Here is a 22,639-nt window from a genome sequence, read left to right on the forward strand (position 1 = left end):
CATCCTCACTTGCCCGCGCGGTTTTCGATCAGGTCTTCGACCACCGACGGGTCGGCCAGTGTCGAAGTGTCACCCAGCGAACCGAAATCGTTTTCGGCAATCTTGCGCAGGATGCGACGCATGATCTTGCCCGAGCGTGTTTTGGGCAGGCCCGGGGCCCACTGGATCACATCGGGGCTGGCGATCGGTCCGATCTCGGTCCGGACCCAGGTGCGCAACTCCTTGCGGAGCTCTTCGCTTGGTTCACGGTCATTCATCAAAGTGACATAGCAATAGATGCCTTGCCCCTTGATTTCATGAGGATATCCGACAACAGCGGCTTCTGCGACGGCGGCGTGTGCTACCAGTGCGCTTTCCACCTCGGCCGTTCCCATGCGGTGGCCGGACACGTTGATCACATCGTCCACGCGCCCGGTAATCCAGTAGTCGCCATCCTCATCGCGACGGCAACCATCACCAGTGAAGTAGTAGCCTTTGTAATCCGAGAAATAGGTCTTTTCGAACCGCTCATGATCGCCCCAGACGGTGCGCATCTGGCCGGGCCAGCTGTCTTTGATGCAGAGCACACCCTCGACACCATTGCCTTCGATCTCGACGCCGGACTGCGGATCCAACACCACTGGTTCGATGCCAAAGAACGGCTTCATTGCCGATCCGGGCTTCATTGCATGGGCGCCGGGCAGGGGGGTCATCAGGTGACCGCCGGTTTCCGTCTGCCACCATGTATCCACGATGGGACATTTGCCCTTGCCGACCACTTCGTTGTACCAGTTCCAGGCTTCGGGGTTGATCGGTTCACCCACGGTTCCCAGAGTGCGCAGATCGCTGAGGTCGCATTTCTCGACAAACTCTTTGCCCTGACCCATCAGGGCGCGGATCGCTGTGGGCGCGGTGTAGAACTGGTTCACCTTGTGTTTTTCGCAAACCTGCCAGAAGCGCGACGCGTCGGGGAAAGTTGGAACGCCTTCAAACATCAGCGTGGTCGCACCATTGGCCAGGGGGCCATAGACGATATAGCTGTGGCCGGTCACCCAGCCCACATCCGCAGTACACCAATACACGTCGCCTTCGTGATAATCGAAGGTGATCTCGTGCGTCATTGCGGCGTAAACCAGATAACCGCCGGTTGTGTGAACAACGCCTTTTGGCTGACCTGTCGAGCCGGAGGTGTATAGGATGAACAACGGATCTTCGGCGCTCATTTCGGCAGGCGCGCAGTAGTCGTCCGCCTCAAGGGCCATTTCGTTGTAGTCAAAGTCACGACCGTCGATCCAGGTGGTCTGGCCACCGGTCCGTTTGACGACAAGGCACTTGACCGTATCCTTGCAGTGCAGCAGCGCCGCGTCGGCATTGGATTTCAGCGGCGTTTTCCGACCACCGCGCGGAGCCTCGTCCGCTGTGATCACAACCTTGGCGTCACAGCCATTGATCCGGGCAGCCAGTGCGTCCGGCGAGAAGCCCGCAAAAACAATAGAGTGAATTGCGCCGATCCGCGCACAGGCCAGCATGGCATAAGCGGCCTCGGGGATCATAGGCAGATAAATGACGACGCGATCGCCTTTGCGCACACCCATAGATTCAAGGATGTTGGCCATGCGGCAGGTGCGGCGGTGCAGTTCTGCGTAAGAGATATGCTGAGCCGGGTCATTTGGATCGTCCGGTTCCCAGATGATTGCCGTTTGATCACCGCGGGTTTTCAGGTGGCGATCCAGACAGTTGGCCGAGACATTCAAGGTGCCATCAGCATACCAGTTTATTTTAACCGAACCGAAATCGTAGTTAACGTCTTTGACCTGGGCGAAGGGTTTGATCCAGTCAACGCGCTTGCCTTGCTCGCCCCAGAATGCGTCGGGGTCACTGATCGAAGCGGCGTACATGTCGGCATATTTTTCGGCATCAACATGCGCACGGGCGACGGTTTCTGCGGATGGCGGATAGGTCTTGGCATCTGCCTGGGCAGCGGTGGTCATTTTTGAGGCTCCTCCCTCTGGACTGGATTGCGTTGGGACATTTTTTGCCACTTGGTCCGGCAATGTCGATCCCGTTCCTCCCCAAGGTCGAATATTACCGAGTTCTGAAAATAAATAAATAAATTGCCGGAATCCCTGAATTTATTTGTAAAAAAATTTCTAACTGCGGCCACATCTAGTAAAGAAAAAGCGCAAATTTCGTAAAAATCTTTTTAAAGTAAATGGATAGGTGTAACACATGCCCTGTTTGCAGTACTTGACACATGCGGGGGTCAGTTCACGAACACCTGGTTTTCCTGCATGCGCAATCCAATCGGGAACTTCTTCTGATACCAGCGGAAAACCAAGGCAGGGTTGGCACAGTAGAATGTTGGCGCTAGCTTGATCCTCAAGCGCCTCGGGAGGAGGCGCATCAATGGGAGATCAAATGATGAAAAAGATGTTGAGCGGCGCCGCTGTCGCCGCCCTGAGCTTTGCCTTTGTCGGTGAAGCTTTTGCTACTGAGTGGAACGCATCGGTCTGGGGTAAGCGTCGTGCCTTCACTGAACATGTTGAAAAACTGGCCGAACTTGTTAGCGAAAAAACCGGTGGTGAATTCACCATCAATGTCAGCTATGGCGGGTTGTCCAAGCCGCGCGAAAATCTGGACGGCATTGAAATCGGCGCCTTCGAGATGGCTCAGTTCTGTGCAGGTTACCACCGCGACAAAAACCGCGCGATTACTGTTCTGGAGCTGCCCTTCCTTGGCGTGAACAACCTGCAGGAGGAGGTGGCGGTCAGTCATGCGGTTTATGACCACCCCGCAGTCAAGGATGAGATGGCGCAATGGAACGCCCGCATCATCATGACCTCACCGATGCCGCAATATAATCTGGTCGGCACTGGCGAGCCGCGCGATGAACTGGCTGATTTTGACGGAATGCGGGTCCGTGCAACTGGCGGTTTGGGGCAAGCCTTCGAGGCGGTCGGAGGTGTTCCGACATCAGTTCCCGCAACCGAGGCGTTCAATGCCATGGAATCCGGTGTCGTCGACACCGTGGCCTTTGCCCAGCACGCACACCTGTCTTTCGGAACAATCAACGAAGCCGACTGGTGGACGGCAAACCTGAACCCGGGAACGGTAAACTGCCCGGTCGTGGTCAACATTGACGCCTATGAGGCCCTGCCAGCCGCGCATCGCGAGGCGCTGGATAGCTCGATTGATGAGGCGATTGACCACTACCTGACAAATTACGACGGATTGCTCGAGCAATGGGACAGCGTTCTGCAAGAAAAGGGTGTCCAGAAAGTCATGATTGATGATGCCGTGATTGCAGAATTCCGCACCAAAGCAGCCGACCCGATCCGTGAAAAGTGGATCGCGGAAATGACGGAACAGGGGCTGCCAGCGCAGGATCTTTATGATCTCGTGCAGATGACGCTGACGCAACAGCGCGGCGGCAACTGATCCTGAGCCCGGGTGCCTGCCAGGCACCCGGTACACGAATATTGGGGAACACTGGAATGGCAGGACAGGCCACAGTGCTGGTGGACGGAAGCCGTCTGAGCCAGCTGGATCAGCAGTTGTTGAAACTGGAGCGTTTTCTGGCGCTCATCAGCGGTTTGGCAGTATTTGGCTTGATGGTCCTGGCCGTTATCTCGGTCAGTGGGCGCAATGCTCTGAATGCCCCATTGCCGGGATATGTTGACTGGATCGAACAGGCGATGCCACTGATCGCATTTCTGGGCATTTCTTATGTTCAGCGCGATGGCGGCCACATCCGCATGGACATCGTTCTGTCGCGCCTTCACGGCAGAGGGTTGTGGCTGTTCGAACTTGTCTCGGTGGTTTTGATCCTGCTTCTGATGCTTGCACTGGTTTGGGGCAGTTGGTCTCACTTCGACCGCTCCTTTGACTTGGGCGCACCATTGTGGAGCCGCGACAGTTCCATTGATATCGGAATTCCATTGTGGCCGGCGAAACTACTGGCCCCCATCGCGTTTTCCGTACTGTGCCTGCGGCTTGCTTTGCAGGCTTGGGGCTATGGCCGCGCATTATGGCTGGGACTGGAAGCTCCGGTGGCCGTTCCGTTGATACAGGACGCGGCAGCACAAGCAGCGGCTGAGGCCGAACAGTTCGAAGGGCAGGACTGATTTATGGACACGATAGAAATTGGCCTCTGGGTCACGGGCGGGCTTCTGGTCTTTGTCGTGGTCGGCATGCGCGTGGCCTTTGCTGCGGGCTTGGCCGGGCTAATTGGACTTGTTTGGATTTTTTGGGCCAAGTTTGGGTATGATCCGGCGCGGTTCGGTAAAGCGCTGACTGTTGCGGTCAAAACCGCCGGGCAAGTGCCGCATTCCAAAGTTGCCTCTCATACTCTTAGCCTGATCCCGACCTTTATCCTGATCGGGTATCTGGCTTACTACGCAGGTCTCACGCGGGCGTTGTTTGAAGCTGCCAAACGCTGGGTCGCATGGGTTCCCGGAGGGTTGGCGGTTTCAACCGTATTCGCCACCGCCGGTTTCGCCGCGGTTTCGGGTGCCTCGGTTGCCACCTCTGCCGTCTTCGCCCGCATCGCGATCCCGGAAATGCTGAAGGTCGGCTACAACAAACGCTTTGCTGCTGGTGTGGTGGCCGCCGGAGGAACGCTGGCATCACTGATTCCACCATCGGCTATTCTGGTGATCTACGCGATCATCGTCGAGCAGGATGTCGGGAAGCTGCTTTTGGCGGGGTTCATTCCGGGCGCGTTTTCCGCGATCATCTATGCCGTGCTGATTGTCGGGATCGCCGTGATTTTCAAATCCGTCGGTCCCCCGGTCACAGGCTTTACATGGAAACAGCGTTTTTCGGCCCTTCCCGGAGCCATTCCTATTGTCGCCGTCATCCTGATCATCATCTGCTTTGTCTATAACCCATTTGGTGAAAAAGCGTGGGGCACGCCGACGGAAGGCGGCGCAATCGGCGCTTTCATTGTCTTCTGCTTCGCCCTGTTTCACGGGATGCGGTGGAGTGAGTTTAAATCCGCGTTGCTGGAGACGGCCAAGCTGACCGCGATGATCTTTTCGATCATCTGGGGCGTTCTGATCTATGTGCGGTTTCTAGGGTTCGCAGATCTTCCCGGCGCCTTTTCTGACTGGATAACCAGCCTTGAAATGTCACCCATGATGATCCTGATCTGTATTCTTCTTGCCTACGCCGTGTTGGGCATGTTCATGGATGCGATAGGAATGCTTCTTTTGACCTTGCCTGTTGTTTATCCGGCGGTCATGGCGCTGAACGGTGGTGAAACGGTCAGTGCTGCAGACAGTGCGTTTGGCATGTCCGGGCCGATGTGCGCGATTTGGTTTGGAATTCTGGTCGTCAAGATGGCCGAGTTTTGCCTGATTACGCCGCCAATTGGGTTGAACTGCTTTGTCGTCGCCGGGGTGCGCCCGGATTTGAGTGTTCAGGATGTTTTCAGGGGTGTGACACCCTTTTTCGTGGCCGACGCCCTGACCATAGCAATGCTTGTGGCATTTCCTGGTATTGTACTCTACCTGCCATCGCTTGCGGGGTAGGTAGGATGCGAGGCTCTGCCTCGCGCTCCGGGATATTTAAAGCCAGATGAAGAACGGATCCCCTGCTTCATCTGGCCAACAAATATCCCGGGGGAGGCGCCCGGGCACGGGTGGCGGGGGCAGAGCCCCCATGGGCGCGCCTAACCGGCCCGCATCAGCATTCCGAACAGGTCGCGCGGATCGTCCGGGTCGGCCAACATGTCCAGAGGCTCAAAGAATGCAGTGCCTTTGATCGCCTGCTTGACATGGCGCAGGGCTGAGAAATCTTCGATCGCGAAGCCAACACTGTCGAACAGGGTGATTTGGCGGTCGTCTGTGCGCCCTTTGGCAGCTCCGGTCATAACCTGCCACATCTCGGTCACGGGGTGATCAGCATCCAGCGCTTGAATCTCGCCCTCGATCCGGGTTTGCTCGGGGTATTCGACGAAGATGTCCGAGCGCAGCAGGATATCCCGATGCAATTCTGTCTTGCCGGGACAATCACCACCGATGGCGTTGATGTGGACGCCGGGACCGACCATGTTGTCGGTGAGGATGGTGGCGTATTTCTTGTCGGCCGTGCAGGTGGTGATGATCTGAGCGCCTTCAATAGCGTCTTCCGGCGTCTTGCATGGGACGACCGTCAGGCCTTTGCCTTGCAGGTTTGTGGCGCATTTCGCTGTTGCACCGGGATCGGTATCGTAAAGCCGGACAGTGTCGATCCCGCACATTGCCTTGAAAGCGAGGCATTGGAATTCGGACTGCGCCCCATTGCCGATCATGGCCATGGTCGTGGCATTCTTTGGGGCAAGATAGCGCCCGACCAGAGCCGACGTCGCCGCCGTGCGCAACGCAGTCAGCATCGTCATTTCGGTCAGCAGAGTGGGATACCCGGTGTAAACATCCGCCAGCAATCCGAATGCGGTCACAGTTTGCAGACCCTCGGAGGTGTTTTTGGGATGTCCGTTCACGTATTTGAACCCATATGCCTCCCCATCCGAGGTGGGCATCAGTTCAATCACTCCGTGGGGTGAATGCGCCGGAATGCGCGGGGTCTTGTCAAAGCTTTCCCACCGTTTGAAATCGGATTCGATCTGATCGGCGATCCGTACGATCATCTGTTCGACACCTATGTGGTGAATCAGCCGCATCATGTTGTCGACGGACACAAAAGGCACGAGCGCCTTTTCAGAAGGTTGGGTCATCAGAAACTCCGGGTGGGGCGGTCAAAGATGCGACGGCCCATAAGTGAGGCGGCCAGATCGACCATCAGTTTTGCGGTGCGGCCACGTTCATCCAGGAACGGGTTCAGTTCGACAAGATCCAGCGAACTGACCAGTCCGCTTTCATGCAGCAGTTCCATGACCAGATGAGCCTCGCGCTCGGTCGCACCGCCGGGAACAGTGGTGCCGACGGCAGGGGCAATGGCCGGATCCAGGAAATCAACATCCAACGAAACGTGGAGAAGAGCGTTTTCGGCTTTCACGCGATCCAGGAACGCCAGCAACGGCGCCTTGATCCCATGTTCGTCAATGCTGCGCATGTCGGCCAGCATGGCGCGGTCCTGTTCCAGCGCCAAACGTTCCGCCGGGTCGACAGAGCGCAGGCCGATCATGCCGACTCGATCGGTTGGGACGACAGCGGGTAAGGGCGGAAGCGCCTCGAATCCCGACCTTCCTGTGAAATAGGCGACAGGTGTGCCATGCAGGTTGCCGCTGTCTGTGCTGTCGGGGGTGTGAAAGTCACTATGGGCATCCAGCCACAGAACGAACAGTGGGCGGTCGACCTTAGCAGCATAGGCGGCCATCCCGGTCACGGTTCCCATGGACAATGCGTGATCGCCGCCCATGAAGATTGGAATGCCCTGTTTAGCTGCTGTCAGTGCGGTCTTGCTCAGCGCTTGCGTCCATCCGACGCATTCGGGCAGCGCGAACAGGTGCGGATGCTCGGGCAGGTCCGTTTTTTCAGGTTGCACGTCGCCCCAATCGCAAACGGAGTGACCAAGATCGGCCAAGGCTTGATCCAGCCCAGCCACGCGATATGCATCAGGACCCATTCGGCAACCCTGACGCCGTTTTCCGGCGTCCATCGGCGCGCCGACTAAAATGATGTTTTTGCGTTCCATGTGGTTCATTTAGGCCGTCACTGTGTCTTGCGTGAAGAGCACAAAATGCTCAAAATGGATCAGGAAACTCCTTAATGAGAAGGTAATATGGACGAATTGGATAGTCGTCTGCTGGGCGCACTGCAGCGTGACGCGCGCGCCAGCCTGTCAGAGCTGTCGGAAACGCTTGGTGTGACCCGCGCTACGGTGCGCAGCCGTTTGCAACGGCTCAAGCAATCCGGTGAGATTGTCGGTTTTACCGTGTTGACGCGTCGGGACCTGGCGCAAAGTCCGGTACGTGGGCTGATGATGCTGGAAATCGAGGGGCGCGGCACCGAGCGCGTGATGTCCCGGATCGGAGCCATGCGGCAGGTCACGGCGGTCCATTCGACCAACGGCAGTTGGGATTTGATTGCCGAAATCAGTACGGAAACTCTGGCCGAACTGGACGAGGTTCTGTTTCACATTCGCAGGATCGACGGCGTTACACGTTCGGAAACGAACCTGCTGCTGTCAACGCGCAAGGGGCGGCTCTAGTACTTTGAGATAAATGCGAATTGTGCCAGAGTTTGTGAGTAGACAGGGTGCGACTTACCCTTAGGTAGGCCGCTTGCTGATTAAGGGTTCAGTATTTCCGGAAGGCTTGCGGCATGACCACATCTGAAAATGGTGACGATCCTTTGACCGGACAGTGGGCCGAACGACTTGCTGATCTGCTGGAAAAACCCTGGCTGCGCATCGCGATACCGGTCGTTATTACCGGGATTGCCCTTTCGGTTTTGCACGATCTGTCGGCCCATGTGAAATGGTCGGATGTCCAGACCGATATTTCGGCGACATCATGGAAACTGATGTTTTTTGCGGTGTGCTGGACAGCGTTTAGCTTTTTGTCGCTGTCGCTTTATGATGTGTTCGCGGTACAAAGCGTGGCGGACGGGAAGGTGCCGTTACCTGTCGCGGGGATGGCCGGAGCCAGCGGATACGCGGTTTCGAACTGCCTTGGGTTTTCCTACATTACAGGAACTGCGATCCGGTATCGAATATATGCGTCGCTTGGCTTGGACCTTGGCCGGGTGGCTGGCGTAATCGCGACCTCGTGGGTGGCGTTCTGGATGGGTCTGATCCTGATTTTGGGTTTGTTGCTAACCCTGCACCCGGATGGAATATCCAAGGTGATGCCCGTCAGCGAAACGGCCGAAACCATCATAGGATTGTGCTTGCTGGCTGCATTTGTCGCGATGTTCATATGGTTGTCCAGCGGTGGCCGGCGGTTGGCTGTTGCGGGCGTCGGTTTCGATCTGCCCGGAGGGAAACTGGCGGGCCTGCTGACGTTGGCTGCCATTGGCGACCTATTTGGCGCATCCATGGTGCTTTACGTTTTGATGCCGGATGATCTGGGTGTCGGGTACCCGTACTTCTTCACGATCTATATCGCTGCCATTGCCGTTGGGATCCTAAGCCATGCGCCGGGTGGGATCGGCGTGTTTGAGGCGACATTGATTGCCGGTCTGGGGGCGTCGGGTCGTTCGGATGTGATTGCTGGGTTGCTGCTGTACCGGGTGGTTTACACTTTTTTGCCATTTGCAGTCGCCAGCCTTTCCATTGCCGTTGCATCGGTCTTGACCCAAAGACACATGATCGGCGGTGCCGCTATTTGGGTCTATCGCGTGATCCGTCCCATGGTTCCGATGGTCGCGGCCGGAGTAGCGGCAGTGGCCGGAGTGATCTTGCTGGTGTCGGGCGCTTTGCCAGCTGGGGCGCAAAAGCTCGGCACGCTGAAAGATATGCTGCCGCTTTCGTTTGTTGAGGCTTCGCATCTTGCAGGCAGCGTCGTAGGCGTATTGTTGTTGCTGGTCTCGCGCGGGTTGTTCCGCAAGCTCTACCGGGCATGGATCGTTGCGATGGTGCTGATGGGGGCAGGGTTTTTCGCTTCGCTTGCAAAGGGGCTCGACATCCACGAAGCGCTTTCGATGCTGGGAACGATTGGTCTGCTGGCTATGTTTCGTGGCGCGTTCTACCGGGTCAGTGGTGCGTCGATTTTTCGGCTGAACATCCCATGGCTGATCAGTGTCGTGGTTCTGCTGGCGGTGATTTTCTGGATCGGGCTGTTTGCATATTCGCATGTCGAATACCAAAACGATCTGTGGTGGCAGTTTGCCTGGAACGGTGATGCCTCGCGCTTTCTGCGGTCCAGCCTTGTTGTGGCCGTGATCGTGGGCATTGTTGCCGTGAATTCTCTGTTCGGGCGGGAGATTCCGACACCACAGCGGGTTGAAATCCCAGAGGTTGTCGAGCGGCTGGTGATGGAGAGTGAGGATACGGAGTCGCAAATCTCGCTCACCGGTGACAAGCAATTCCTGATCTCACCGGATGAGACCGCGTTTATAGCCTACGCAGACACGGGCAATGCGCTGATTTCAAAAGGAGAACCGGTTGGTGACGAGAGGGCCGGGCAGCAACTGATTTGGCAGCTCCGGGAAATGGCGGATCGCGAAGGTAAACTCTGTGCGTTCTACAGCGTCTCGACCAAATATCTGCCGACTTTTCTGGATCTTGGACTGTCGATCCTGAAGATTGGCGAGGTTGCGCGGGTGTCATTGCACGATTTCTCGCTGGACGGAAAGTCGCGCAAGCGGTTCCGGCAGGCCAAGAACCGTGCTGAACGCGAAGGATATGTGTTCGAGATCATTCCGAAGGAAGAACTGGCGCCTCTGTTGTCAGATTTGCGTGGGATTTCAGACCGCTGGCTTGCGCAAAAGGCCGGTGCAGAAAAGGGCTTTGCACTGGGGGGATTTGATGATCAATACCTGTCCTATTTCGATCATGCGATCCTGCGTGATGGCAATACTGGCAAGATCATGGCCTTTGCCAATCTGTTCCAAGGAGGGAACAAGTCCGAGCTGTCACTGGACCTCATGCGTTATGAACCCGATAGCCCAAGTTTCGTCATGGACGCTCTTTTCGCCGACATGATGGATTGGGGGGCGCAGCAGGGGTTTCACTGGTTTTCACTGGGTGCCGCACCGTTCTCAGGGATCGAAAACCGTCAGCTTGCTTCGCTTTGGAACCGCATCGGTGGGTTCGTTTACGAACATGGCGAACAGTTCTACCATTTTGAGGGCCTTCGTGCGTTCAAGCAGAAGTTCGATCCGGAATGGAGCCCGAACTATCTGGCCAGCCCCGGTGGGCTGGCCGCGCCCCGCATCCTCTATGAGGTTAATATTCTGATCTCGGGCGGATTGCGTGGATTAACCAAGTAGCACCTAATTCAGGCTTGCGCGGGTTGGGGTTTTCTGCAGCAGATCGCCCCAATCCGTGCGATAGGCCATCTCGGCCAGAACGGTTTCAGGCAGGAATTCCTGATTTTGACGGATTTGCCATCCGCCGCCCAGACCCTTGTAAACCGCCACCAGGTTGCTGGATACCTGCTGCCGCGCCTCGATCAGATTGGCCTGCGACCGCAATAGTGCGGTCTGGGTGTTCAGCACGCGCGAATAATCGGCAATGCCATCTGTATATTGGCTGACGGCGATTTCGGCAGCTTTGCGTGAGGCTTCGACACTTTGCTGATAGAACCCGACCTGCTTACGTGCCTGCGCATAAGCGACCATGGCACTTTCAACCTCGGAATAAGCGGTCAGCACAGTGTTCTGATAATTCGCAATCAGCGCCTGGTAAGCGGCGTCCTGCGCGCGAACATTGTTCTTGATGCGGCCATAGTTCAGCACATTCCAGACCACACCGGCACTGGCCAGACCGGTGGTGCTGCCACCGCTGAACAGATCGCGCCCGCCGGATGCCTGCAGACCGATTGCGCCTGACAGGATGAATTGGGGATACAGGTCCGCCATCGCGATGCCCACTTGTGCCGATTGCGTGGCTGCCGCCAGTTCAGCCGCGCGTACATCCGGGCGGCGGCGCAGCAATTCAGCGGGAACGCCCACTGCCACATTTGCCCGGGCCGATGGAATGCGGCCGGTATTGCCCAGCAGACCGGTCATGCGTGAAGGTGTCGTGCCCAACAACACCGCAAGCGCGTTCTTGGTCTGTTGCAGGTCGCTTTCCAGTTCGGGTACCAGCGCCTTGGTGTTGTTCAGCAGGGCGGCGGATTCCTGTACGTCCAGTTCCGTGGTGACGCCATTGTTAAACCGCAGCTGAGTCAGGTCTGCCGAGTCCTGCTGCAATTTGATGTTCTCGCGCGCAATTGCCAGCGTCTCTTGCAGCGCCCGGATATTGACGTAAAGCGCGGCGACATCCCCGGTCAGCGTCACCAGCGCGTCGTCGTAGTTTGCTACTTGCAGGGCCAGATTGGATCGCGCGGCCTGAACGCCGCGCCGCTGCGCGCCCCAGACGTCCAACTCCCACTGGGCATCGAAGCCGACTTGCGAGGTCGAGAACTCGGTATCCAGCGGGATGACGCGATTGACATCCGAAATTGGCCCCAGATTGTCGCTGATCTGGCGCCGTTCAAGCGAGCCGCCAATGGCCTGCGACTGCGGGTAAAGCTCGCCAAAGGCGATACCCAGTTGCGCGCGCGCCTGCAAAACCCGCGCACCAGCGACCTGAAGTGTCAGGTTCTGGGCGTAGGCCTCGGCAATCAGTTTGTTAAGGGTCGGATCATTGAATGTCTGCCACCATTTCACGACAGGCGCACTGCGCGACGTCAGCCCGCTTTGACTGGCGCTGGGGTTGTTGACCTCAATCCATTGTTTTACGACAGGTGAATTGGGGCGCACAAAATCCGGTCCAACGGGTGTGCAAGCCGCGAGAGTGGCGGCGCAAATGGCGGTTCCCAACAACCTGCGGAGTGTCATGGCGCGCATCCTCAGATATCCAGGGGTCGGATGAAGTTGGCGAAGGAATAAAGGCGGATGTTGATGCGCCTCAGAAACTCAAAACTTTTGCCCTGGCCTGTATAGATTGCCACAGCGGCATGGCCGCCCGCTGGGAAGATGTGGTCTTCCGGCACATCGACGGTGATCTGAACCGCAATCCGACCGGGCAGTTTGGGCAGCTCGAAACCGGGCAGGCGGCCCGACGGGATGAGTTGCCCTTGACGGGTGGCCCACCAGATCGCTTCGACCTTGCCCGTCAGGATTTCACCGGGATAAAGATCAAGCGCGACTTCGACCTCTTGTCCCGGTTCGACAAATTTCAGGTTCTGCTGGCGGAATGTGGCAAGGATATAAGGGCTTTCATCAGTCACGAAGCTGGCAATCGCACCCAACCGGACGTCACCGACTACCAATCCGGGGCGGGCCTGCTGTGAGACGATCATGCCATTTTCAGGCGCATAGATTGTTGTGTTTTCCAGAAAATACTCGGCTTCGGCCAATTGCGCCTGCGCCTGAAGGATGCCCGTGTTCACGCCGTCAATCTGCGATTCCAGCGCCAGTTGAGCCTTGGTCAGGTTGGCCCCAGCCTGTTTGACGGCGGCCTGATCTTCCGTCACCTGTTCGTTCCATCGATCCAGATCGTCCTGACGGGCGCCTCCGGCTGGAACAAGATTCTCATACCGCGCCTGTTGGGTTTGCGCATAGGCCAATTGCGCATTGGCCCGTTCGACAGCTTCGGTCGACGCAATGACATCCTGTTCAAGGATTTTGGCGTTCTGCTGTGCCGCCACCAACTGGGCCTGCGCATTATCGACCGCCAGCGAAAACACCGTATCATCGAACCGATACAGCGGATCGCCCTTTGCGACCGGTGTATTCGGTTCAACAAGAACCTCGGACAGAATCGTCGGCTGTGTCAGCTTGGGGATGATCTGTATGGTCGAACGTACCACGTGGCTGTCTGCTGAAAACGGCTGAAAGAAGCGCAATGCCACAAGGAAGATCAACAGCAGGTGTGCACCCACCCAGAACGAAACAATGCCCCAGGCAATGTTGAACTTCAGCCATTCCAGCTTGAAAAAAATGAGCCAGACGAAAATGATGTAGAACAGCGTGATGCCGAGGGCGACGAACATAGGAAATAGGGTCCTTCGGTCTTAACTGGGTTGTGTGTCATCTGTGTCCAGACGATCCTGGTATTCGGGTTTGACCTTGCCGCCAAGGCGTTTGATTTCATCGCGAATGGCATCTTTTTCCTCGTCCGGGCCCCGGCGAATATCGACCGTGACGCCATCGTGGAAAGCCCACATGAAGGCGTGAACCCAAGGCACGACAGCCAAAAACCCCATCCATCCCATGATCTTTACGGCTTCGGCATGGGGATGATTACGTTTGATCGCGATCCGCCCCGGAAGGCCCATAATGAACAGGAACAGCGCCATAACTGCTGCAAGCAGCAGGATCAGCGCGACCAATGTCAGATAGTCATAATAGCCCAGCGGCTGGCCCAATAGTCCCATGTGTGTGCCTCCATCAGGGGAAGGTTAGGGTATCCTCAGTCATTCGTTTTCAGTTCGTCAATCAACTTGTAGTCCGTTGGCGGGTCATCACAAATGCCCGGTCCGCATTCCAGCAGAGTTGAACCGGCGTTCAGTACGGCAAGTGCCAGCATGACAAAGAAGGCGGTTTTGGCCAGCTTGTTTCCCCCAAAATGTACCTCGCTGGCCGCGCCCGAGTCATATTGGCGATCAAACAGCAGCATGAACGACGTACCCAGCAGGACAAGGAAAAAGGCGATGCCCGCCCAAGTGTAATAATGCAGCCCCAGAACGGGCGATCCGTAATGGCCGGTTCCAGGCACAATGTGCAACAGGATTTGCCGGATCGAAACACTGCCGCCATACAAAGCGGCAATGAGCATGATGGCATAGTGCTGCGGTCGCGCGCCATAAAGCAGGTTCAGGCCCAGCCCGACGCCGACGGCTACAAAGCCGACACGCTGCAACAGGCAAAGCGGACAGGGCAGTTCGTAAAGGACAAGTTGATAGAAGAACGCCAGCGCCAGAACGAGACTGACGGCCAGCATTCCGATCGCGTTTAGTGTACGTGACAGTTCGGGTGTCATGATGAGGCCCTCAAAGCTGAATTGTCAGCTGACTGGTGGCGTGGAATTTCAACCAGTAGATACTCAGGGCAATCGTAAGGAAGAACAGCGCATTGCCTGCCTTTGTCATGTTGAAATAGTTGAGCCCCATCGTGGCAGTAAGTAATGCAAATAAAAGCGCAATCATGGCCCGGTGCTCCCCTCCCGTGCACATATCTTTATGCAAACGATAGTGTCAGGCCGGGTGGCATCTGGCAAGCGGCGCGGTAAATTGGAGACTATTCTTAATGTCCGCTAGCTACACAGGACGATGTCCGTTTGCCATTCCTGACTGCGCAGGTGCAGATCGCCTGGTAACGGCGCATCCGTGTAAATTGCGTCGATTTCTGCCAAAGAAGTGATGCGCGCCGGAGCCGAGCGGTAAAACTTTGAATGGTCGGCAACCAGAAATGTGCGGCGTGCCTGCGCAATGATGGTCTGGCTGACTTGTACCTCCTGAAAGTCGAAGTCCAGAAGATCTCCGTCAGTGTCCAAAGCTGAACAGCCGATTACGGCAAGGTCAAATTTAAATTGCCGAATGGTCGATACGGTCAGATTTCCGATCAACCCGCCGTCGGTGCGCCGCAGAACGCCACCGGCCATGACGACCTCACAATCCGGGTTCTCAATCAGAATGTTTGCGACATTCATGTTGTTGGTCACAACCATCAGATTCTTGTGGTTCAGCAATTGCCGCGCCACGGCCTCGGTCGAGGTTCCGATGTTCATGAAGATCGATGCGCCGTCGGGGATATCGATGGCGCAAGCCTGTGCAATACGGGTCTTGGCGTCGGCGTTCAGGGCACGGCGGTCTTCATATCCGATGTTTGACACGCCCGAGCGCAGCACCGCGCCGCCATGCACCCGATCCAGTTTACCTGCCTCGGCCAACTCGGTCAGGTCGCGCCGGATCGTCTGGACCGTGACACCAAATCTTTCGGCCAACCCGTCAACGGTGACGCGGCCTTCGGCCCCGGCAATGTCCAGAATGTCAGATTGGCGAAAAGACAGGGACATGGTGTTTCCAAACTTGAAGTGTTTCTTTCGTTTTTGTTCTTTTTGGCCGATTTAGCAAGGAAGGTGTTAGAAAATTTCAGGTTAGTGTTGCAAAGCGAAAAAATTCGAACATAAACATTGACCATACGAAGGATGTTCTGGCAAATGCCTATCATCCATCCTGACAAGGAATCATTGGCATGCAGTCAGCGGACGTTCAGACAACGGACCTTTTTATCATCGGTGGTGGGATCAATGGTTGCGGCATCGCTCGGGATGCTGCTGGTCGCGGGCTGTCAGTTGCTTTGGCAGAGATGAATGATCTGGCCTCGGCCACGTCATCAGCCTCGACGAAATTGTTTCATGGCGGTTTGCGCTATCTGGAGTATTTCGAAATCCGTCTGGTACGCGAGGCCCTGATCGAGCGTGAAACCCTGTTGCGCGCGATGCCGCATATCAGCTGGCCGATGCGCTTTGTACTGCCATACCACAAGGACATGCGATTTGACTCGGAAACGCCGACCTCCCGGCTGCTCAGCACGGTCATGCCGTGGATGCGCGGGCGGCGTCCGGCCTGGCTGATCCGGTTGGGTTTGTTCATGTATGACAATCTGGGTGGTCGCAAAATTCTGCCGGGCACCACGTCGCTGAACTTGCGATCGGCACCGGAAGGCGTCCCGCTACAGGACAAGTTCGAAACGGCATACGAATATTCTGATTGCTGGATCGAAGACTCGCGGTTGGTGGTTCTGAATGCGCGCGACGCCGAGGCGCGCGGTGCGCAGATCATGGTGCGAACCGAGGTGATTTCCGCCGAGCGGGTGGACGACCTTTGGCAGGTATCGATTCGTGATCGCAGCAGCGGCGAAACCCGTCTTGTCCGGGCCAGAATGCTGATCAATGCGGGTGGCCCTTGGGTCGGGGACATCATCCAGACCAAGATCCGTGTGAACTCACGCGAGGGTGTTCGACTTGTTCGGGGCAGCCATATTGTGACATCCCGGCTCTATGACCACGACAAGTGCTATTTCTTTCAGGGCGAAGACGGCCGCATCATTTTCGCCATTCCGTATGAGCAGGACTTTACCCTGATCGGCACAACGGATCAGGATCATCCGGACCCTGACACGAAACCCGTCTGTACCGAGGGCGAGCAGGAGTATCTGTGCGCCTTCTCATCGAAGTATTTCAAGCGCGCTGTGACCCGCGAAGATGTTGTGTGGACCTATTCCGGTGTGCGACCGCTTTATGACGACGGTGCCAGCAGTGCCACCGCAGCAACGCGAGATTACACGCTGAAAGTCGATGCGCAGGGTGGGGCGCCTGTATTGAACGTGTTTGGCGGCAAGATCACCACCTATCGCAGGCTCGCGGAAAGTGCTCTGGAGAAGGTTGGTGAATTCTTTCCGAATATGCCGGGCCCCTGGACCGCTGGTGTGGCGCTGCCGGGCGGTGACTTTCCGGTTGACGCTGTTGAAGCCCTGACTGATCAGCTTCAGGCCGCGTATCCGTTTCTGGGTGCCGCCTGGGCTGCACGCCTGATCAGGGCCTATGGAACCGAAGCAACAGATGTCCTTGGGGATGCGCAACAGCTGTCTGATCTGGGTGAGGATTTTGGCGCAACCCTGACCGCGCGGGAAGTCGCGTGGTTGATGGACAAGGAATATGCACGGACCGCCGAAGATGTCGTCTGGCGGCGCAACAAGCTGGGCCTGCGACTGAATGCCGAGCAGATTGCGCGGATCGACGGCTGGATGACTGAACGGCTGGCCCCCGGCTCGACCTGATCCATCTTTCTATCCTCTTGGCGCGTGATGAGTGTTGTGCTAGCCGTTGGATACGGTCGGCAGACACCGAGGCGTCGCTGCTCTTACCCAGAGTGCTAAACCTGCCAGTGTATGTGAAACTATCGCAACCATCAGGGCGTTGTTTCGTCAAGTCAGCGACCAACGATCGCGCAAAACGCCCGATATGGATTTGTGATGAGCAAAACTCCTGTACCCTTGCACGCCGATGATCTGACCGGATTCGTGCGTATCCTGTCCCAACAACTTGGCGACTCCAGCCCGTCGCACCTGACCCTGATGAATATGGTCGCTCGTGCCGCCGGGTTTCAGAACGTGCAACATATGCGCGCCACCAGTGCCGCTGCCCGGCGGACCGAGGCCCGCCCGAAACAACCAGTTGCTGACATGCGCACGGTTGAGCGCACATTGCACCTGTTCGACGGGCAGGGCAGACTTCGGCAATGGCCGTCAAAACGATTGGTGCAGACTTTGTCCTTGTGGGGGCTCTGGTCTGCGGTACCGGCAGCCGCGGTGCTGCAAGAGGGTGAGGTCAACGCGTGCCTCAATGCCGAACATTGTTTTGATGACCCTGCAACCCTGCGCCGGACCATGATTTCCTGTGGGCTGCTGACACGGAACCGGGATGGATCGGATTATCGCCGGGTCGAGCAGGCACCGACACCAGAGGCAAAGGTGGTGATCCACGAACTCTCTGAACGTCGGCGGGGAAGAACAGACTGACGCCAGAAAAAAGCCCCGCTGATGGGCGGGGCTTTGATCGGATCAGGCCGCTTCTTCTGAAGGGCCGGGATCGTTTTTGCTGCCTTTCAGCCACTCACGCATGCTTTGCATCAGGGCGTAGAGGACAGGCACCACGATCACGCCTACCAGCGTCGCGGCCAACATGCCACCGAACACGGCGACACCGATGGCTTTTTGGCTGGCCGCACCCGCACCATTGGCAGCCAGCAGCGGTACGACGCCTAGCAGGAAAGACAGGGCGGTCATCATGACAGCGCGGAACCGCTGATGAGCTGCCTCGACGGCAGCGTCCTTGATCGAAAGACCCTTGGCGCGCTGTTCCATTGCAAACTCGACGATCAGAATGCCGTTCTTCGAAGCAAGGCCCACCAGCATGATCATACCGATCTGCGTATAGAGGTTGATGTCACTGCCAACGATGGCAACCGCGGCCACCGCCCCGAACAGGGCCACGACCACAGACAGCAGGATCGAGACCGGCATAGTCCAGCTTTCATACTGTCCAACCAGAAACAGGTAACCGAATAGGATAGCCAGCCCCAGAATGACGATCACCAAGCTGCCGGACGCCAATTGTTGTTGTGCCGTTCCCGTCCATTCGAACGAGTATCCCGGCGGCAGAGCCGAAGCAGAGACCTCTGTCATCGCTGTGATCGCATCGCCGCTGGACAGGCCCGGCGCTGGCACCGCTGTCACCGTTGCCGACCGGAACAGGTTATGCCGCTTCAGCAGAACCGGCCCCAAAACGTTTTCCACGTCAATCAGGGTACCCAATGGCACCATGTCGCCCTTCTGTGAACGCACATAGAGGCTGGCAATGTCATCGACATTGTCGCGATAGCTGCCTTCCGCCTGGATCATTACGCGATAGACGCGACCAAACAGGTTGAAGTCGTTGACATAATACGACCCCAGCTGGGCCTGCATGGTCTGGAAAATCTCAGCCACCGAGACGTCCAGTGTCTTGGCTTTCTCGCGGTCCAGATCCACGAACAGCTGCGGAACGTTGGCACGGAATGTCGTATAGGCTTGCCCGATCTCGGGTCGTTGGTTGGCCGAATAGACAAACGACCCCACAGCCGATGCCAGATCCTGCGGTGAACCGCCACCGGTTTGCTGCACCTCCATCTCGACCCCGGCCGACATGCCGAGACCCTGAATTGGTGGCGGGTTGAAGGCAACGGTCGAGGCTGCGGTCTCATTATTCGCGATGGCCAGCACCTTAGCCAAAATGGCTTCGGCGCTCAGGTTTTCCTCCTGCCGTTCGCTCCAGTTGTCGAGGTTCACGAAGATCGCAGCGCCGTTGGTGATTGTGCCGTTCAGCAATGAGAAGCCATTGATCAGAACGGTGCTGGACACACCCGGGATCTCGCGTATCTGGTCATCAAGGCGCTTTGTCACGGCCTCGGTCCGTTCCAGCGTCGCGGCGTCAGGCAGTTGCACGTCGACAAAGAGATAGCCATTGTCTTCCAGCGGGATGAACCCGGCGGACGTGTTCGACATGATTGCCCCTGTTCCCATGCCGAGACCAACCACGATGGCCAGCGCGATAGCCGGAAAGACAAGCAGTTTGCGCACAATAGCGACATAGCAGTTACGAACGCCACCAATGAAGTTTTCGAACAGCGCAAGCAGCCCTTTGGGCGGCCCTGAGCGGGCCTTAAGGACCAGCCCGCACAGGGCAGGTGACAGTGTCAGCGCGTTGATGGACGAGATCACAACAGCGGTCGAGATCGTGACAGCGAACTGAGAGTACAACCGCCCTGAGATGCCCGGCATGAATGTCACCGGCACGAAAACCGCCAACAGAACCAGCGTGGTCGCGATGACCGGGCCTGTGATCTGCCCCATTGCCTTACGGGTGGCTTCTGCCGGGGGCAGCCCCTCATCAGCGATGATGCGCTCGACGTTTTCAACCACGACAATGGCGTCATCAACCACGATGCCGATGGCCAAAACCAGTGCGAACAGCGAGATCGTGTTCAAAGACATGCCGAAGGCCAGCAAGAAAGCAAACGTGCCAATCAGTGAGACCGGGATGGCAACCGCCGGAATGATCGTGGCACGCCAACTGCCGAGGAACACAAAAACGACCGAGATCACAAGTGTGAAGGTCAGGATCAGTGTGGAAACAACGTCATTCAACGAGGCTTCGACAAAGTCGGTCGTGTTGAAGGGGACATCATATTCGACATCCGACGGGAATGCGCGGGACAGCCGCTCCAGTTCCGCCTGCACGCGCTCTGAAACGGCGAGGGCGTTTGCGCCGGGGGCTTGATAGATGCCGATCACGGTGGCCGGCACGGACTGAAAATAACCGGACGCCGAGTAGAACTGTGCGCCAAGCTCAACCCGGGCGATGTCCCTTACGCGGACAATTGCGCCGGCATCTCCGGTACGGATCACGATGTCGCCAAATTCTTCGGCTGACGTCAGTCGACCTTTGGATTTGATCGTGTATTGAAAGGTCTGCCCTTCGGGCACAGGCGGTGCACCGATCGACCCGGCAGACACTTCGATATTCTGTTCGCGGATCGCGTTGATTACATCGCCTGGTGTGATGGACAGGGCTGCCATCTTGTCAGGGTCCATCCAGACCCGCATGGCGTATTCAAGGTTGGTCAGAACATCAGCCTTACCCACGCCTTGCACACGCGCCAGCGCATCGCGCAGGTTGATTGAGGCATAGTTGGAAAGAAACACGCTGTCATAGGTGCCATTGGGCGAGGTCAGCGTGACCAGCATCAGCATATTGGTCGACGATTTTTGTGTGACAACGCCCGAAGATGTCACTTCGGCGGGCAACGACGACATTGCCTGCGCCACCCGGTTCTGCACGTTGACCGAGGCGATATCGGGGTCGGTGCCAACTTCGAAGGTTACGTCCAACGAATACGAGCCGTTGTCAGACGATCTGGACGTCATGTAGATCATGTCGTCCACACCGTTGACCTGCGCCTCGATCGGTGCGGCAACGGTGTTTTCCACTGTCTCCGCATTTGCGCCGGTGTATTTGGTGGAGACGTTGACCACGGGCGGGGTAATGTCCGGGAACTGCGCGACCGGCAGCACCAGATAACCGATGCCACCCATGATGGTCAGCACCAGCGAGATGACAAACGCCAGCTTTGGCCGGCTGATGAACAGGGCTGAGAACATCGATTACTCTCCCGGCTGTTCAGAGGCGACGACCGCGTCAACAGCCACGCCGGGGCGGACCCGTTGCAGGCCCTCGACAATCACGCTTTCGCCTTCACGCAAACCTTCGGTAACGATGATGGCGGTACCTTCCGTGTTGCCTGTGGTGATGTATCGCTGCTCCACCATCTGTTTGTCGTTTACTACAAGCACAAAGTCACCGCGCTGGTCGCGTTGCAGCGCAGCTTGCGGCACCAGAACTTGCAAGGTCGGTTGCAACGCTTCGATCTGCACATTCACGAATGCACCGTCCAGGATCAAACGGTCGGCATTTTCGAACTGGGCGCGCATTGTGATCGCGCCGGTCAACGGGTCGATACGATTGTCAACAAATACGATCCTGCCCGTTTCATCCAGCTTTGTTCCATTTGGCAGCGTGATATGCACATTGGGGCTTTGCGGGCTGTCCGCAAGAGAAGCGGAATTTGCGCCAACGGTCTGAAGAACCGAAGTAAAGAGTTTTTCGTTGAGCGAGAAATTCACATAGATCGGCGTCTCGCTTACAATGTTCACCAGCGGCGGGTTGGTCGGGCCGACCACATCACCGACACTGGTGGTGATGCTGCCTATACGTCCATCAAAAGGCGCGTGGATCTGTGTATAGCTGAGGTCCAGTTCGGCCTGCTGGATCGCTGCATTTGCGGCCTTGACCTGAGCCTCGGCGACCAGTTCGTTGGCCCGCGCGATGTCGCGTTCGGATTCAGGTGTCGCGTCGCGCTTGTAAAGCTCTTCCTTACGCGCCAGGTCCACCTTGGCCAACTCAAGATTTGCCTCGGCCCGGTTCAGATCGGCTTTTCGGGCCTCCAATGTCGCCTCGTAAAGGTCAGGTTCGATGGTGAACAACAGGTCGCCTTCCTTGACCGTAGCCCCATCCTCGACATTCCGGCTGTTGAGAAAACCGTTCACGCGGGCCACGATATCGACCTTATTGATCGCCTGAGCGCGCCCTATGAAGGAAGCCTCGTCGGTGATTTCCTCGGTGTAGGCGGCCGCAATCGTAACTTTCGGTGCCGCCCCTTCGTCCTGTGCAGTTGCAGGTTGGGCCAGTCCCAGGGATATCAGCAATAATGCGGTGGCGATTGGATTGCGGACCTGAGTTAGAAAAGGGAAAACTTGGGACATGGCGAAAGCCTCGTGCATTTCAGAAACAATTGGTGTCCATCCCGGCGGTCACAAACGCGCGAGTCGACAAAACTTGTTTGCAGGATGGCTTGTTTGCCACGAATTCTCAAGCGCGATGAATCCCGAGGTGGTTTGCGATGACGCCAAAAATTACAGCAACTAAGCTGGTTTAGGTGTCGGCCCGTTCCGAGGTGCCGAACGAA

18 protein-coding genes are annotated in these 22,639 nt (G+C 57.0%); 7 read left to right on the forward strand and 11 right to left on the reverse strand.

The annotated features are described in order from the left end of the window. Window positions 1–5 precede the first annotated feature (5 nt). Window positions 6–1,970 carry an acetate--CoA ligase gene (gene acs, locus ACR0AD_RS02840; protein ID WP_480481299.1) on the reverse strand — a complete coding sequence of 655 codons (1,965 nt, stop codon included), beginning with the start codon at window positions 1,968–1,970 and terminating at the stop codon, window positions 6–8. A 430-nt stretch (window positions 1,971–2,400) separates the two neighbouring features. On the opposite strand from acs, the gene ACR0AD_RS02845 reads away from it, so the two are divergent. Genes ACR0AD_RS02845 through ACR0AD_RS02855 form a run of 3 tightly spaced genes read left to right on the forward strand, consistent with a single transcriptional unit; the run spans window position 2,401 to window position 5,510 of the window. Then, a complete protein-coding gene (locus tag ACR0AD_RS02845) occupies window positions 2,401–3,417 on the forward strand; it encodes a C4-dicarboxylate TRAP transporter substrate-binding protein (RefSeq protein WP_267364050.1) in 1,017 nt (338 codons plus the stop codon). Between the two features lie 56 nt (window positions 3,418–3,473). After that, entirely contained in the window at window positions 3,474–4,103 is a 630-nt protein-coding gene (locus tag ACR0AD_RS02850; RefSeq protein ID WP_480481297.1) for a TRAP transporter small permease, read from the forward strand. A gap of 3 nt (window positions 4,104–4,106) precedes the next feature. Further along, on the forward strand, window positions 4,107–5,510 hold the full coding sequence (locus tag ACR0AD_RS02855) for a TRAP transporter large permease (RefSeq protein WP_267364043.1): 1,404 nt from the start codon (window positions 4,107–4,109) through the stop codon (window positions 5,508–5,510). Between the two features lie 140 nt (window positions 5,511–5,650). Here ACR0AD_RS02855 and ACR0AD_RS02860 read toward each other — a convergent pair whose 3' ends face one another. After that, complete coding sequence (locus tag ACR0AD_RS02860; RefSeq protein WP_480485880.1) at window positions 5,651–6,694, reverse strand: ornithine cyclodeaminase; 1,044 nt, start codon at window positions 6,692–6,694, stop codon at window positions 5,651–5,653. Continuing rightward, window positions 6,694–7,614 carry an arginase gene (rocF, locus tag ACR0AD_RS02865; RefSeq protein WP_267364051.1) on the reverse strand — a complete coding sequence of 307 codons (921 nt, stop codon included), beginning with the start codon at window positions 7,612–7,614 and terminating at the stop codon, window positions 6,694–6,696. The genes ACR0AD_RS02860 and rocF overlap by 1 nt, the downstream gene beginning before the upstream one ends. Window positions 7,615–7,701: 87 nt before the next feature. Here rocF and ACR0AD_RS02870 point away from each other — a divergent pair, with 87 nt between their 5' ends. Both ACR0AD_RS02870 and mprF read left to right on the forward strand, forming a co-directional pair. After that, window positions 7,702–8,130 (forward strand): Lrp/AsnC family transcriptional regulator, encoded by a 429-nt coding sequence (locus ACR0AD_RS02870; RefSeq protein WP_480485878.1) that lies wholly within the window; start codon window positions 7,702–7,704, stop codon window positions 8,128–8,130. 113 nt (window positions 8,131–8,243) lie between these two features. Next, window positions 8,244–10,853, forward strand: a complete 2,610-nt coding sequence (mprF, locus tag ACR0AD_RS02875; protein WP_480485876.1) for a bifunctional lysylphosphatidylglycerol flippase/synthetase MprF — start codon at window positions 8,244–8,246, stop codon at window positions 10,851–10,853. A 3-nt stretch (window positions 10,854–10,856) separates the two neighbouring features. Here mprF and ACR0AD_RS02880 read toward each other — a convergent pair whose 3' ends face one another. The 6 genes from ACR0AD_RS02880 to ACR0AD_RS02905 all read right to left on the reverse strand — a co-directional run bounded on the left by ACR0AD_RS02880 (window position 10,857) and on the right by ACR0AD_RS02905 (window position 15,588). After that, window positions 10,857–12,407 (reverse strand): efflux transporter outer membrane subunit, encoded by a 1,551-nt coding sequence (locus tag ACR0AD_RS02880; RefSeq protein WP_480485875.1) that lies wholly within the window; start codon window positions 12,405–12,407, stop codon window positions 10,857–10,859. An 11-nt stretch (window positions 12,408–12,418) separates the two neighbouring features. Then, window positions 12,419–13,564: an HlyD family secretion protein gene (locus tag ACR0AD_RS02885; protein ID WP_267366155.1), complete on the reverse strand. Its 1,146-nt coding sequence runs from the start codon at window positions 13,562–13,564 to the stop codon at window positions 12,419–12,421. 21 nt (window positions 13,565–13,585) lie between these two features. Continuing rightward, window positions 13,586–13,948 (reverse strand): DUF3302 domain-containing protein, encoded by a 363-nt coding sequence (locus ACR0AD_RS02890; RefSeq protein WP_480485873.1) that lies wholly within the window; start codon window positions 13,946–13,948, stop codon window positions 13,586–13,588. Window positions 13,949–13,983: 35 nt separating this feature from the next. Further along, window positions 13,984–14,553 carry a disulfide bond formation protein B gene (locus tag ACR0AD_RS02895; RefSeq protein WP_480485871.1) on the reverse strand — a complete coding sequence of 190 codons (570 nt, stop codon included), beginning with the start codon at window positions 14,551–14,553 and terminating at the stop codon, window positions 13,984–13,986. Window positions 14,554–14,563: 10 nt separating this feature from the next. Continuing rightward, a complete protein-coding gene (locus ACR0AD_RS02900; RefSeq protein ID WP_209595994.1) occupies window positions 14,564–14,719 on the reverse strand; it encodes a DUF5993 family protein in 156 nt (51 codons plus the stop codon). A 107-nt stretch (window positions 14,720–14,826) separates the two neighbouring features. Next, complete coding sequence (locus tag ACR0AD_RS02905; protein ID WP_480485869.1) at window positions 14,827–15,588, reverse strand: DeoR/GlpR family DNA-binding transcription regulator; 762 nt, start codon at window positions 15,586–15,588, stop codon at window positions 14,827–14,829. 179 nt (window positions 15,589–15,767) lie between these two features. Here ACR0AD_RS02905 and glpD point away from each other — a divergent pair, with 179 nt between their 5' ends. Then, entirely contained in the window at window positions 15,768–17,354 is a 1,587-nt protein-coding gene (gene glpD / locus ACR0AD_RS02910) for a glycerol-3-phosphate dehydrogenase (protein WP_480485867.1), read from the forward strand. A gap of 195 nt (window positions 17,355–17,549) precedes the next feature. Next, window positions 17,550–18,095: a DUF2087 domain-containing protein gene (locus ACR0AD_RS02915; RefSeq protein WP_480485865.1), complete on the forward strand. Its 546-nt coding sequence runs from the start codon at window positions 17,550–17,552 to the stop codon at window positions 18,093–18,095. Window positions 18,096–18,137: 42 nt separating this feature from the next. Here the strand turns inward: ACR0AD_RS02915 and ACR0AD_RS02920 are convergent, their stop codons facing one another. Next, window positions 18,138–21,275: an efflux RND transporter permease subunit gene (locus tag ACR0AD_RS02920; RefSeq protein WP_480485863.1), complete on the reverse strand. Its 3,138-nt coding sequence runs from the start codon at window positions 21,273–21,275 to the stop codon at window positions 18,138–18,140. 3 nt (window positions 21,276–21,278) lie between these two features. Next, a complete protein-coding gene (locus ACR0AD_RS02925; RefSeq protein WP_480481277.1) occupies window positions 21,279–22,436 on the reverse strand; it encodes an efflux RND transporter periplasmic adaptor subunit in 1,158 nt (385 codons plus the stop codon). Window positions 22,437–22,639 lie beyond the last annotated feature (203 nt).

Source organism: Ruegeria sp. BH8 (genome assembly GCF_056538065.1).

Bases quoted from the DNA above. Each gene is read 5' to 3' on its own strand.
- ACR0AD_RS02925 (WP_480481277.1), bottom strand. From the start codon at position 22,436: ATGTCCCAAGTTTTCCCTTTTCTAACTCAGGTCCGCAATCCAATCGCC.
- mprF (WP_480485876.1), top strand. From the start codon at position 8,244: ATGACCACATCTGAAAATGGTGACGATCCTTTGACCGGACAGTGGGCC.
- ACR0AD_RS02845 (WP_267364050.1), top strand. From the start codon at position 2,401: ATGAAAAAGATGTTGAGCGGCGCCGCTGTCGCCGCCCTGAGCTTTGCC.
- ACR0AD_RS02900 (WP_209595994.1), bottom strand. From the start codon at position 14,719: ATGATTGCGCTTTTATTTGCATTACTTACTGCCACGATGGGGCTCAAC.
- ACR0AD_RS02890 (WP_480485873.1), bottom strand. From the start codon at position 13,948: ATGGGACTATTGGGCCAGCCGCTGGGCTATTATGACTATCTGACATTG.
- rocF (WP_267364051.1), bottom strand. From the start codon at position 7,614: ATGGAACGCAAAAACATCATTTTAGTCGGCGCGCCGATGGACGCCGGA.
- ACR0AD_RS02920 (WP_480485863.1), bottom strand. From the start codon at position 21,275: ATGTTCTCAGCCCTGTTCATCAGCCGGCCAAAGCTGGCGTTTGTCATC.
- ACR0AD_RS02860 (WP_480485880.1), bottom strand. From the start codon at position 6,694: ATGACCCAACCTTCTGAAAAGGCGCTCGTGCCTTTTGTGTCCGTCGAC.
- ACR0AD_RS02850 (WP_480481297.1), top strand. From the start codon at position 3,474: ATGGCAGGACAGGCCACAGTGCTGGTGGACGGAAGCCGTCTGAGCCAG.
- ACR0AD_RS02880 (WP_480485875.1), bottom strand. From the start codon at position 12,407: ATGACACTCCGCAGGTTGTTGGGAACCGCCATTTGCGCCGCCACTCTC.
- ACR0AD_RS02905 (WP_480485869.1), bottom strand. From the start codon at position 15,588: ATGTCCCTGTCTTTTCGCCAATCTGACATTCTGGACATTGCCGGGGCC.
- ACR0AD_RS02870 (WP_480485878.1), top strand. From the start codon at position 7,702: ATGGACGAATTGGATAGTCGTCTGCTGGGCGCACTGCAGCGTGACGCG.
- ACR0AD_RS02885 (WP_267366155.1), bottom strand. From the start codon at position 13,564: ATGTTCGTCGCCCTCGGCATCACGCTGTTCTACATCATTTTCGTCTGG.
- ACR0AD_RS02895 (WP_480485871.1), bottom strand. From the start codon at position 14,553: ATGACACCCGAACTGTCACGTACACTAAACGCGATCGGAATGCTGGCC.
- ACR0AD_RS02915 (WP_480485865.1), top strand. From the start codon at position 17,550: ATGAGCAAAACTCCTGTACCCTTGCACGCCGATGATCTGACCGGATTC.
- acs (WP_480481299.1), bottom strand. From the start codon at position 1,970: ATGACCACCGCTGCCCAGGCAGATGCCAAGACCTATCCGCCATCCGCA.
- glpD (WP_480485867.1), top strand. From the start codon at position 15,768: ATGCAGTCAGCGGACGTTCAGACAACGGACCTTTTTATCATCGGTGGT.
- ACR0AD_RS02855 (WP_267364043.1), top strand. From the start codon at position 4,107: ATGGACACGATAGAAATTGGCCTCTGGGTCACGGGCGGGCTTCTGGTC.